This is a genomic window from Pseudomonas maioricensis (genome assembly GCF_022790535.1).
Classification (GTDB): domain Bacteria; phylum Pseudomonadota; class Gammaproteobacteria; order Pseudomonadales; family Pseudomonadaceae; genus Aquipseudomonas; species Aquipseudomonas maioricensis.
The window spans coordinates 176,840-188,075 of record NZ_LOHG01000007.1 but is presented as its reverse complement, the minus strand read 5'-3'; the positions used below and the strand labels follow the sequence as shown (position 1 = coordinate 188,075).

10 protein-coding genes, 4 tRNA genes and 1 riboswitch are annotated in these 11,236 nt (G+C 55.6%); of the genes, 5 read left to right on the top strand and 9 right to left on the bottom strand.

Annotated features, from left to right (window positions below; translation table 11 throughout):
- Positions 1-130: 130 nt before the first annotated feature.
- Positions 131-207: transfer RNA gene (locus AUC61_RS13355), tRNA-Arg, on the bottom strand.
- Positions 208-521: 314 nt separating this feature from the next.
- Between AUC61_RS13355 and AUC61_RS13350 the strand changes: the two genes are divergently transcribed.
- The 3 genes from AUC61_RS13350 to AUC61_RS13340 all read left to right on the top strand — a co-directional run bounded on the left by AUC61_RS13350 (position 522) and on the right by AUC61_RS13340 (position 1,769).
- On the top strand, positions 522-773 hold the full coding sequence (locus AUC61_RS13350) for a hypothetical protein (RefSeq protein ID WP_243246698.1): 252 nt from the start codon (positions 522-524) through the stop codon (positions 771-773).
- Positions 774-829: 56 nt separating this feature from the next.
- Positions 830-1,015: a PA3371 family protein gene (locus tag AUC61_RS13345; RefSeq protein WP_243246697.1), complete on the top strand. Its 186-nt coding sequence runs from the start codon at positions 830-832 to the stop codon at positions 1,013-1,015.
- A 424-nt stretch (positions 1,016-1,439) separates the two neighbouring features.
- Positions 1,440-1,769 carry an Arc family DNA-binding protein gene (locus tag AUC61_RS13340; RefSeq protein ID WP_027900088.1) on the top strand — a complete coding sequence of 110 codons (330 nt, stop codon included), beginning with the start codon at positions 1,440-1,442 and terminating at the stop codon, positions 1,767-1,769.
- 156 nt (positions 1,770-1,925) lie between these two features.
- On the opposite strand, the gene mgtE is transcribed toward AUC61_RS13340, so the two are convergent.
- Positions 1,926-3,368 carry a magnesium transporter gene (gene mgtE, locus AUC61_RS13335; RefSeq protein WP_122665719.1) on the bottom strand — a complete coding sequence of 481 codons (1,443 nt, stop codon included), beginning with the start codon at positions 3,366-3,368 and terminating at the stop codon, positions 1,926-1,928.
- 319 nt (positions 3,369-3,687) lie between these two features.
- On the opposite strand from mgtE, the gene bamE reads away from it, so the two are divergent.
- The gene (gene bamE, locus AUC61_RS13330) at positions 3,688-4,191 is read left to right on the top strand and encodes an outer membrane protein assembly factor BamE domain-containing protein (protein WP_243246695.1); all 504 of its coding nucleotides are present in this window, start codon (positions 3,688-3,690) and stop codon (positions 4,189-4,191) included.
- A 43-nt stretch (positions 4,192-4,234) separates the two neighbouring features.
- Here bamE and AUC61_RS13325 read toward each other — a convergent pair.
- The 7 genes from AUC61_RS13325 to ltaE all read right to left on the bottom strand — a co-directional run bounded on the left by AUC61_RS13325 (position 4,235) and on the right by ltaE (position 10,182).
- Positions 4,235-4,311, bottom strand: a tRNA-Arg gene (locus AUC61_RS13325).
- A gap of 72 nt (positions 4,312-4,383) precedes the next feature.
- Positions 4,384-4,460, bottom strand: a tRNA-Arg gene (locus AUC61_RS13320).
- A 108-nt stretch (positions 4,461-4,568) separates the two neighbouring features.
- Positions 4,569-4,659, bottom strand: a tRNA-Ser gene (locus AUC61_RS13315).
- 62 nt (positions 4,660-4,721) lie between these two features.
- Complete coding sequence (gene csrA / locus AUC61_RS13310) at positions 4,722-4,910, bottom strand: carbon storage regulator CsrA (protein ID WP_002554426.1); 189 nt, start codon at positions 4,908-4,910, stop codon at positions 4,722-4,724.
- A gap of 169 nt (positions 4,911-5,079) precedes the next feature.
- On the bottom strand, positions 5,080-6,312 hold the full coding sequence (locus tag AUC61_RS13305; protein WP_122665721.1) for an aspartate kinase: 1,233 nt from the start codon (positions 6,310-6,312) through the stop codon (positions 5,080-5,082).
- A 96-nt stretch (positions 6,313-6,408) separates the two neighbouring features.
- Complete coding sequence (gene alaS, locus AUC61_RS13300; protein ID WP_243246693.1) at positions 6,409-9,033, bottom strand: alanine--tRNA ligase; 2,625 nt, start codon at positions 9,031-9,033, stop codon at positions 6,409-6,411.
- Between the two features lie 144 nt (positions 9,034-9,177).
- Positions 9,178-10,182 carry a low-specificity L-threonine aldolase gene (ltaE, locus tag AUC61_RS13295; protein ID WP_243246691.1) on the bottom strand — a complete coding sequence of 335 codons (1,005 nt, stop codon included), beginning with the start codon at positions 10,180-10,182 and terminating at the stop codon, positions 9,178-9,180.
- A 181-nt stretch (positions 10,183-10,363) separates the two neighbouring features.
- Positions 10,364-10,509: riboswitch (FMN riboswitch) on the top strand.
- Positions 10,510-10,635: 126 nt separating this feature from the next.
- Here ltaE and AUC61_RS13290 point away from each other — a divergent pair.
- Complete coding sequence (locus AUC61_RS13290; protein WP_243246690.1) at positions 10,636-11,145, top strand: 6,7-dimethyl-8-ribityllumazine synthase; 510 nt, start codon at positions 10,636-10,638, stop codon at positions 11,143-11,145.
- Positions 11,146-11,236: the final 91 nt, after the last annotated feature.

Genomic DNA, 11,236 nt, shown 5'->3' with positions numbered 1-11,236 from the left:
TTCCGTTCTCATCCTTGATACGGGTCGGCAGGCCCATCACATCCGGTGCGATGAGGAAACGCTCAGCCGACAACACTGCACCCTTAAGGTATACGGCGTGAGCCAGTATCGCTGGAAGCCTTGAATAATATGGTGTCCCAGGGCAGGTTCGAACTGCCAACCTTCCCCTTAGGAGGGGGATGCTCTATCCAATTGAGCTACTGAGACAACGGGCCAGCACACCGATTGGTGCCAGCGAGGACGGCGTGCATGTTAACGGCACATGGGCACTTTGTCATGTCGTCTTTGGCTTACACGGCTGTGGTCCATATCCGTTTATTTTGCAGGGAACCTGCACGACCATGCATTTTGCAATGCACCACATGGCCACCATTGCAAAACGCATGCTCAGCAGCCACACATTCAAATTCAAGCCATTGATTTATAAGGGATTTTTATATCATCTGACTTGGCATGCAGACTGCAATACCTCATGCGCTAGAGACCCTTCTTAAAGAAAGTTCCGTCGGAGGTAATTGAAAATGAACATAGCCCTTTCAGTGTTGAATGCTGCAGCTCTGGTTGCACTGGTGGCTTTTCATTTTCAAGACGACGGCAAAGCAGAGCAAACAGCACTGCAGGCTCAGCCACACCACCTGCTACGTCAGGCTCCGCAACTGGCGATCATGACCGACCGCAGCAGCCATCCCCAGGCGGTAACCCTCGCCAACGACAACGAGGCACCTGCCTCGAACTCAGCCAACGTGAGAGCCGAGCCTCGCTGGGTCTTCTAAAAGCCCCCTCTCTCTGAGCCTCTAGCCCCAAAGAAACCACGAAAAAGAGAATCGCCATGTCCAAGTCAGCTTTATCGTTCATCATCCTGGCCCTGCTGGCTGTAGTGGTCGATTACCAGCTGCCTGCAACCGCTGAAGGTCTGAGCAGTGCAGCAAAAATCGTAGCCGGGATCTTCAGCGTCTTGTTCGTGGTAGCACTGATTCTCGGACGCCGCTTCAAGTTTGATCCTGTCCTGCGCTGACCTGCGCACCCTCCTGGCGGATCGTTCGATCCGCAATTCTGTGATACGCCCTGAACAGCCATGACGTGCCTCCCGTGACGTCCGTCGGCCAGCATTCGTATTTCGCGGATAACCTTCTACGCTGACAAATAGCCATCATGGCAGTTTGCACCTGTGCAGTATCGGCACGAATTCGAATCTTACAGATGAGCGGGCAGATAAGGACTTTGCAAATTTGTTCGCAATTCTGATAATCGGTGCTGGCTAATCGCCTTTATCTGGGTCAATATTTGTCACAGAATTGACGCCAAGGATCCGGCAGATTGGGGCATGATGCTGGCCTCTTTGAGAATACGGTTGAACATTTCGTTAAAACGGCTGTCACAGATTGACATCCATGCGGCGACTTGCAAGAACCGCTCCCCTGAACTAACCGGTTAAATATATGAGCCCTATGAAACAGGCTACTTATTCCAGCCGCACGGCTGACAAGTTCGTTGTACGTCTACCAGATGGCATGCGTAATCGTGTGCAAGAGGTAGCTAAAAACCACCATCGCAGCATGAACTCAGAAATCATTGCTCGCCTCGAACAAAGCTTGATTCAGGAAGGTGCTCTGGGCGACGAACCTAGCCTGCGCCTTGATAGCCCTGAGCTGTCACTGCATGAGCGTGAATTGCTGCAGCGTTTTCGTCAGCTGTCGCACCGTCAACAGAACGCATTGGTGTCACTGATTGCACACGACACCGAGCTGGCTGCTGACAACGAAGACTGATCACTAGATCGAAGTTTTCAAGCCAGCATAATTGCTGGCTTTTTTTATTCGCGGCTTTTTATTTGCTTTTTTATTTGTAGTGCTTTGCTGTAAGACATTTCCGCGAATCATAAAAAAACCGCCTCAAGGGGCGGTTTTTTTATGCAGCAAAAGCAACTAAAGCAGGAAGATTGTCGCGAGGCCGAGGAAAATGAAGAAGCCACCACTGTCGGTCACCGCAGTAATCATGACGCTTGCACCCATCGCCGGATCGCGCCCGAATTTGGAAAGCGCCATCGGTATGGTCACCCCCATCAAGGCCGCGAGCAGCAGGTTGAGTGTCATTGCAGCGGTCATGACCACGCCTAACGACCAGCTGCCGTAGAGCAAATAGGCCACCACACCAATTACCCCACCCCACACCAGGCCGTTGACAAGGCCCACACCCAACTCCTTGCGCAGCAGTCGCTTGGTGTTACCGGTATTGACCTGGTCAAGTGCCATGGCGCGCACAATCATCGTAATCGTCTGATTACCGGAGTTACCGCCAATACCGGCAACGATCGGCATCAGCGCAGCCAGCGCCACGAGCTTCTCGATAGAGCCTTCAAACAGACCAATGACACGCGACGCCAGAAAGGCGGTGATCAGGTTGATTGCCAGCCACGCCCAACGGTTGCGAAGCGAACGCCAGACGGAGGCGAAAATATCTTCCTCTTCGCGCAAACCCGCCATGTTGAGGACTTCGGTTTCGCTCTCCTCACGAATGAGGTCAACCATTTCGTCGATGGTCAGACGGCCGATCAGCTTGCCGTTCTTATCCACCACCGGCGAGGAAATAAGGTCATATCGCTCGAACGCCTGCGCAGCTTCATAGGCATCGCCATCCGGGTGAAAACTCACCGGATCATTGGCCATGATTTCCGAAACCTGTTTATCAGGGTCATTGACCAGCAAGCGCTTGATGGGCAGCACACCCTTCAGCACGCCATCGTAGTCAACCACGAACAACTTGTCGGTATGCCCCGGCAGCTCTTTCAGACGACGCAGGTAACGCAGTACGACTTCCAGGCTGACGTCTTCACGGATGGTGACCATCTCGAAGTCCATCAGGGCGCCGACTTGCTCTTCTTCATACGACAGGGCAGAACGGACACGCTCGCGCTGCTGGGTATCCAGAGCCTCCATCAGTTCATGGACGACATCGCGCGGCAGCTCGGGTGCAAGGTCGGCCAGTTCGTCGGCGTCCATTTCCTTGGCAGCAGCCAGCAGCTCGTGATCGTCCATGTCGGCGATCAGCGTTTCCCGAACGGAGTCGGATACTTCCAGAAGGATGTCGCCGTCGCGCTCAGCCTTGACCAACTGCCAGACCGTCAGACGATCTTCGAGTGGCAATGCTTCCAGGATGTAGGCGACGTCGGCGGAGTGAAGGTCATCGAGCTTGCGTTGCAACTCGACAAGGTTCTGCCGGTGAACCAGATTTTCTACACGGTCTTGATTCTGACCTTCCTGACGATGGGTCAGATCTTCAACAACACGCTGGCGCTGCAGGAGCTCGATAACCTGAGCCAGACGATCCTGCAAACTATCCTGCGTTTTTTTTACTTCGATTTCGGACATAGGCGAACTCCACTCCCAGCAGCGGAGCACGCCGGGAGATCAATCAGTTAATGCATGATTGCTGAAAGAAACTGTTGAGTAACTACTGGGTAAGTCCATGGAGGTATTCCATAAGCCCCGGCGGGGCTGACGGGCGCAATCATACACCGCTTGGCCACATTGCACGCTACAAAATTCTGGCTAGAACAAGCGGTTGCAACACAAAGTTAATCATTGATGCGGCAATAGAGCTGGGACGACACATCCCGCCAAGAAAACACGTCATCCAGTGAAATGACTCGGCTAGGCTTGTTCAACCCCCGTCAAGGAAGACACCAGAATGCGATACAGGTCCGCCGTTCTTTTGGGGTTCGCCCTGCTCTGCTCATCCGCGCTTATCCAGGCATCCAGCGTTCAGCGCTGCGAGGACGCGGATGGCAACATTACCTTCACGTCCCTGGGCTGCCCAAGTGATCACAACGTGCAATGGCAAAAGGCATACAACGCCCCGCCTGGCACTGTCATCCCCCTGCTTCCAGGCGCCGGACAACCCGACAACACCAATCGCAAGCCAGCACAGGCTGCACGAGAGAAAGAACTGGTGGTCGTGGGCCAGCGCGACGACGGGTGCGGCAACCGCCTGAATGCCGAGCAGCGCCGACGAGCGATCATCAATCAGCAGACGCCACCCGGCATGACGCGCAAGGATGTTGAAAGCTTACTGGGCAGACCTGACAAAGTGGTGAGCAGAAATGGCGAGACGCGATATGTCTATCACGAGAAGAAAGGTCGTAGCAGCCAGGTGACCTTTGACGAACATGATTGCGTGAAGGGCAAACGCTAGAAAGCAAAAAGCCCGTATCAGACGATACGGGCTTTTTGGTGTTTGGTGCACTCGACAGGATTCGAACCTGTGACCGCTCGGTTCGTAGCCGAGTACTCTATCCAGCTGAGCTACGAGTGCATTAGCGCTTGATAAACCAGATCACCGCTGGTTACAACAAAGTCACTTGCATTACTGCAAACAACTCTTAAATGGTGCACTCGACAGGATTCGAACCTGTGACCGCTCGGTTCGTAGCCGAGTACTCTATCCAGCTGAGCTACGAGTGCATTTGTTGCCGCGCATTATAGGCCGTCTAATCTTTTGGTCAAGAACTTTTTTCTAGTAAATTCAACAACTTACCGATTAAAGCCAGATAAAACGTACTACGCAAATAATGGCGGAGAACGGGGGATTCGAACCCCCGACACCCTTGTGAGGTGTACTCCCTTAGCAGGGGAGCGCCTTCGGCCACTCGGCCAGCTCTCCGCAACACGGGGCGTATAATAACCACCCTTTTCCCCGTTTGCAAACCAAAAATTCAATAAAAATTAATGGCTTGGTTCTTCGTCCTTCTCTTTCTTGATGCGCAGGTAAATCTCTTCACGATGGACAGCGACTTCCTTGGGTGCGTTGACACCGATACGCACCTGATTACCTTTGACGCCAAGCACGGTCACGGTGATTTCTCCATCACCAATGATCAGGCTCTCTGCGCACCGACGAGTCAGAATCAGCATACCTTTCTCCTCAAGCAATACATTCAGGGACAACAGTCTGCAAACCAAAGGCGACGCCCGCGAGTTCATCGCGGTTGTAACCAGAGTATCGACCGGCGAAAGCAAAAGAACAGTTTGCGCCCGGTAAAAACGCAAGGGGCGCAGTCAGACTGCGCCCCCGGCCGATACATCACTCACCCTGTCGAGGGGCATCCAGCTCAAAGGCCGTATGCAGTGCACGCACTGCCAGCTCCAGGTACTTCTCCTCGATTACCACGGAAACCTTGATTTCCGACGTCGAGATCATCTGGATATTGATGCTTTCCTTGGCCAGCGATTCGAACATGCGGCTGGCTACACCTGCGTGAGAACGCATGCCAACACCCACAATCGACACCTTGGCGATCTTGGTATCGCCAATCACTTCACGCGCACTGATTTCACGCGCAGTCGTTTCCAGCACCTGCAAGGCAGCCTGGTAGTCATTGCGGTGTACGGTGAAGGTGAAGTCGGTAGTGTTATCGTGCGCAACGTTCTGCACGATCATGTCGACTTCGATGTTCGCGGCACTGATTGGGCCGAGAATTTTGAACGCCACACCCGGGGTGTCTGGCACGCCACGGATGGTCAGCTTGGCTTCATCGCGGTTGAAAGCGATGCCGGAAATGATCGGCTGTTCCATGGATTCCTCTTCATCAATGGTAATGAGGGTCCCTGGACCCTCCTTGAAGCTGTGCAATACGCGCAGCGGGACGTTGTACTTGCCGGCAAATTCCACCGCACGGATCTGCAATACCTTGGAACCGAGGCTGGCCATTTCCAGCATCTCTTCGAAGGTAATCTTGTCCAGGCGCTGTGCCTGGGAAACCACGCGCGGGTCGGTGGTGTAAACACCGTCAACATCCGTATAGATCTGGCACTCATCGGCCTTCAGCGCAGCGGCCAACGCCACGCCGGTGGTGTCCGAACCGCCACGACCCAGGGTCGTGATATTGCCGTTCTCGTCCACACCCTGGAAACCGGCGACCACAACAACACGGCCAGCCTTCAGGTCTGCACGAATTTTCTGATCGTCGATCTGCAGAATACGCGCCTTGTTATGCGCGCTGTCCGTCAGAATACGAACCTGATTACCGGTGTAAGACACTGCTGGCACGCCACGCTTCATCAGCGCCATGGCCAACAGGGCAATCGTCACCTGCTCACCCGTGGAAACGATCACGTCCAGCTCGCGAGGAACCGGCTGATCGCTGATCTGCCTGGCAAGGTCGATCAGACGATTGGTTTCACCACTCATGGCAGAAAGCACAACCACCAGGTCGTCGCCCTGCTCACGGAATTTCTTAACCTTGTCGGCAACCTGCTCGATACGCTCTACAGAGCCCACCGAGGTGCCTCCAAATTTCTGTACGATCAAAGCCATCTCAAAGCCGCCTCTGCCCGATTAAGGGCGCCCATTAAACGTTAAATCCAAGCGCCGGACTGCCGCATCGGTACGCGGCAGCTCCGGAAGGTCGACTTAAATACCCTGCTCGACGAAAGGCACGGTCAACGCCAGCGCTGCATCCAGCGCACCTGCATCCACACCGCCACCTTGCGCCATGTCAGGACGACCGCCGCCTTTACCACCTACGGCCGCAGCAGCCTGTTTCATCAAATCACCGGCTTTGAGTTGGCCAGTCAGGTCCTTGGTTACGCCCGCAACCAGTACGACCTTGTCTTCATGCACACTGCCGAGCAGGATCACTGCGCGACCGAGTTTGTTCTTCAACTGATCGACAAGCGCCAGCAGCGCTTTGCCATCCTGACCGTCCAGGCGCACGGCCAGCACTTTCACGCCTTTGACATCCAGTGCCGAGGAAAACAGATCGTCGCCCGCTGCGCTGGCCGCCTTGGCCTGCAATTGCTCCAGTTGTTTTTCCAGCAGACGGTTGCGCTCAAGCACAGCCGTCAGCTTGTCCAACAGATTCTCGCGGTTGCCTTTGACCAGTGTCGCGGCGTCCTTGAGCTGATCTTCCGCTGCATTGAGATAACCCAGCGCCGCTGCGCCGGTGACTGCCTCAATGCGTCGAACGCCAGCGGCCACGCCGCCTTCGCTGACAATCTTGAATACCGCGATGTCGCCAGTGCGATTGGCGTGAATGCCGCCGCACAGCTCGACGGAGAAATCACCGCCCATGCTCAGCACGCGCACGCTGTCGCCGTACTTCTCGCCAAACAGTGCCATGGCACCACGCGCCTTTGCCGTTTCGATATCGGTTTCGACCGTCTCGACTGCGGTGTTCTTGCGGATTTCGGCGTTGACGATGTCTTCCAGCGCTTTCAGTTGCTCAGGCTTGATCGCTTCAAAATGGCTGAAGTCAAAGCGCAGGCGTTGACTGTCAACCAACGAACCTTTCTGCTGGACGTGCTCGCCCAACACCTGACGCAAGGCTGCGTGCAGCAAGTGAGTCGCGGAGTGGTTCAACGCCGTCGCGTTGCGTACCTCGGCGTCCACTTCGGTATCGACCGACGCGCCAACCGTCAATGTGCCGGCAGCCACAACGCCGTGATGCAGGAATGCACCACCGGTTTTGGTGGTGTCACGAACGTCGAAACGCGTCGCGCCAGCGAGGAGGGAGCCGCCATCGCCAATCTGGCCACCGGACTCAGCGTAGAACGGGGTCTTATCAAGGACTACGACGCCCTCTTCGCCTTCGTTCAGTTGCTCAACTTTCTGGCCTTCTTTATAGAGCGCGACGATTTTGGCTTCGCCACGAGTTGCGGTGTAGCCGGTGAACTCTGTTGCCACGTCGACTTTGACAAGGCTGTTGTAGTCCATACCGAACGAACTGGCGGAACGGGCACGAACACGTTGAGCATCCATCTCGCGCTCGAAACCTTCCTCGTCGAGAGTCAGGTTACGCTCACGAGCGATGTCACCGGTCAGGTCCATTGGGAACCCGTAGGTGTCGTAGAGTTTGAACACTACGTCACCCGGTACGACGTTGCCTTTGAGCTCAGCCAGATCCTGCTCGAGGATTTTCAGGCCCTGTTCCAGAGTCTTGGCGAACTGCTCTTCTTCGGCCTTGAGTACCCGCTCGATGTGCGCCTGTTGCTGAACCAGCTCAGGGAACGCAGTACCCATCTCGGCAACCAGCGCAGCGACGATCTGGTAGAAGAAGCTGCCTTTGGCGCCCAGCTTGTTGCCGTGACGGCAGGCGCGACGAATGATGCGACGCAGCACATAACCGCGGCCTTCATTAGACGGCAGCACGCCATCAGCGATCAGGAAGCCGCAAGAACGAATGTGGTCGGCCACAACTTTCAGCGATGCCTGATTGTCGTTGCTGCAACCAATGGCTTTCGCTGCTGCGGCCAGCAAGCTCTGGAACAGGTCGATTTCGTAGTTGGAGTTCACATGCTGCAGAACAGCACTGACACGCTCAAGGCCCATACCGGTGTCTACTGAGGGCGCAGGCAGCGGGTGCAACACGCCGTCAGCGGTGCGGTTGAACTGCATGAAAACGTTGTTCCAGATTTCGATGTAACGATCGCCGTCTTCTTCCGGCGAGCCCGGTGGACCACCCCAGATTTCAGGACCGTGATCGAAGAAAATCTCGGTGCAAGGACCACACGGCCCTGTATCGCCCATGGTCCAGAAGTTGTCGGACGCGTACGGCGCGCCTTTGTTGTCACCGATACGAACCATACGCTCGGCCGGTACGCCGATGTCCTTGGTCCAGATATCGTAGGCCTCGTCGTCGCTGGCGTAGACCGTTACCCAGAGTTTGTCCTTGGGCAGGTTCAGCCATTTTTCCGAAGTCAGGAAGGTCCAGGCGTAAGTGATCGCATCACGCTTGAAGTAATCACCGAAGCTGAAGTTGCCCAGCATTTCGAAGAATGTGTGGTGCCGCGCGGTGTAGCCGACGTTTTCCAGGTCATTGTGCTTGCCACCGGCACGCACACATTTCTGGCTGGTCACTGCACGGGTATAGGCTCGCTTTTCCTGGCCCAGGAAGCAGTCCTTGAACTGGTTCATACCTGCGTTGGTGAACAGCAGGGTCGGGTCGTTGCCCGGAATCAAGGAGCTTGAGGCTACACGGGTGTGGCCTTGCTCTTCGAAGAAGCCAAGGAAGGCTTCACGGATTTCTGCGCTTTTCATAGGTTCTTCCACGGAGACTGCGGCCAGAGGCAAGTGCAAAACGTCATGTGACGTAGCGACGGCAAAGGGCCGCATTATATAGGCGTTGCGTCAACGGTACAGTGTGTTTGTACGATAGAACAAAGCTACTGGACTATCGGCACCTCAAGTGCGGGAAAAGTCAGCAAATGCTGTGATTACCGTCTCGAGTTGTTCGCGGGAAACATCCAGGTGAGTAATCATGCGCAAACGGGGGGCAGCGCTGAGCATGATCCCTCGCTTGGCACAGAACGTCTTCAGTGCCTGAGCACGTTCACCGACCTGCACGTAGACCATATTGGAGTGCACCGGCTCAACCGGGTAGCCCAGCTCTGCCAGGGCAGCACCGAGAAACGCCGCATTGGCGTGGTCATCAGCCAGGCGTTCAACATGATGTTCAAGCGCATACAGCCCCGCCGCCGCCAGCATGCCGGCCTGACGCATGCCGCCACCGACCATTTTGCGCAAGCGACGAGCCTTGTCGATGAACACCTGAGAACCGCACAACACCGACCCCACCGGCGCCCCCAGACCTTTGGACAGGCAGACCGACACGGAATCGAAGTGTTGAGTAATTTCCCGCGCGTCTACACCCAGCTTGACTGCGGCGTTGTACAAACGCGCCCCGTCCAGATGCAGCGCCAGACCATGCTTGCGAGTAAATTTGCGGGCGGCCGCCAGATAGCTTAACGGCAGCACTTTACCTTGCATGGTGTTTTCCAGAGCCAGCAAACGGGTGCGGGCAAAATGGAAATCGTCCGGCTTGATGGTCGCCAGCACCTGATCCAGATCCAGCGAGCCATCTGCCTGGTTTTCCAGCGGCTGCGGCTGAATGGAGCCAAGCACCGCGGCACCGCCACCTTCATATTTATAGGTATGGGCCTGCTGGCCGACGATGTATTCGTCACCCCGCTCGCAATGAGCCATCAAGCCCAACAGGTTGCTCATCGTGCCGGTCGGGACAAACAGCGCAGCCGCAAACCCAAGCTGCTCAGCCATCCAGGCCTCAAGACGATTGACCGTCGGGTCCTCGCCGTAGACATCGTCGCCCAGCGGCGCCAAGGCCATGGCGGCACGCATGCCGGGCGTTGGCTGAGTCACTGTGTCACTGCGCAAGTCGATAGCCGTCACGATAAAGCTCCCTGATAAGGACAAACCTCAGTTGTGAGGTGTGGAATGAGAATAATCAAGGCGTTGATGTGCAATTCCAAGGCTTACTTATAAGAAAAAGTCAGGGCAACTGTAGGAATACGTCCAAGCACATTCAGAGAAACTGTGTTAAAAAATGCCCGCCGCCGAAATGTTTCGGTGGCAACGTTCTCAGGGCGGGGTGCGATTCCCCACCGGCGGTAATGACGCGCAATGCGTTTAGCCCGCGAGCGCTCGCGAAAGCGAGGTCAGCAGACCTGGTGTGATCCCAGGGCCGACGGTCATAGTCCGGATGAAGAGAGAACGGGATTGGCACCACCGCAACGCATCGCGCATCGTCACGACCGGATTTCGTTCGTATCACTGCCGGGCTTAGCCTGACCTTCCCATTCGATCCAAAGCGCCCTGTTTTTTTATAGACAGGAGACAGAACAGATGCAACCCACCGCAATCGATAGCAAAACCAAGAATCACGCGAACGAGCGTATCGCTTTTATCCAGGCCTGCTGGCACAAGGATATTGTCGATCAAAGCAAAATCGGCTTCATCGCTGAAATGGCTAACCATGGCTACACCGAAGCGGACATCGACTTCTTCGAAGTCGGCGGTGCCTTTGAAATCCCACTGCACGCCAAACTGCTGGCCAACAGCGGCCGTTACGCGGGCATCGTAGGCGCAGCGCTGGTGGTCGACGGCGGAATCTATCGCCACGAGTTCGTCGCCCAGTCGGTGGTCAGCGCGTTGATGCAAGTCCAGTTGGAAACCGAAGTGCCAGTGTTCTCGGTCGTCCTGACCCCACACCACTTCCATGCTGGTGAAGAGCATTTGAAATTCTTCTTCGAGCACTTCCTGCACAAAGGCCAGGAAGCGGCGAAAACCTGCGCTGACACCGTCGCCAAAGTACGTGCGATTCGTCGCGTTGAGGGGCAGAAGAAAGTCGGCTGATTGACTGGTATCGCTCTCACTGGTTGGCGATGAACCTGTGGGAGCTGCCGCGCAGTCTCGCGCCAAACGCTAGACCTGTAGGAGCTGCCGA

Coding starts and splice junctions, on each gene's coding strand:
- AUC61_RS13350 (WP_243246698.1), top strand. CDS start 522: ATGAACATAGCCCTTTCAGTGTTGAATGCTGCAGCTCTGGTTGCACTG.
- AUC61_RS13345 (WP_243246697.1), top strand. CDS start 830: ATGTCCAAGTCAGCTTTATCGTTCATCATCCTGGCCCTGCTGGCTGTA.
- AUC61_RS13340 (WP_027900088.1), top strand. CDS start 1,440: ATGAGCCCTATGAAACAGGCTACTTATTCCAGCCGCACGGCTGACAAG.
- mgtE (WP_122665719.1), bottom strand. CDS start 3,368: ATGTCCGAAATCGAAGTAAAAAAAACGCAGGATAGTTTGCAGGATCGT.
- bamE (WP_243246695.1), top strand. CDS start 3,688: ATGCGATACAGGTCCGCCGTTCTTTTGGGGTTCGCCCTGCTCTGCTCA.
- csrA (WP_002554426.1), bottom strand. CDS start 4,910: ATGCTGATTCTGACTCGTCGGTGCGCAGAGAGCCTGATCATTGGTGAT.
- AUC61_RS13305 (WP_122665721.1), bottom strand. CDS start 6,312: ATGGCTTTGATCGTACAGAAATTTGGAGGCACCTCGGTGGGCTCTGTA.
- alaS (WP_243246693.1), bottom strand. CDS start 9,033: ATGAAAAGCGCAGAAATCCGTGAAGCCTTCCTTGGCTTCTTCGAAGAG.
- AUC61_RS13290 (WP_243246690.1), top strand. CDS start 10,636: ATGCAACCCACCGCAATCGATAGCAAAACCAAGAATCACGCGAACGAG.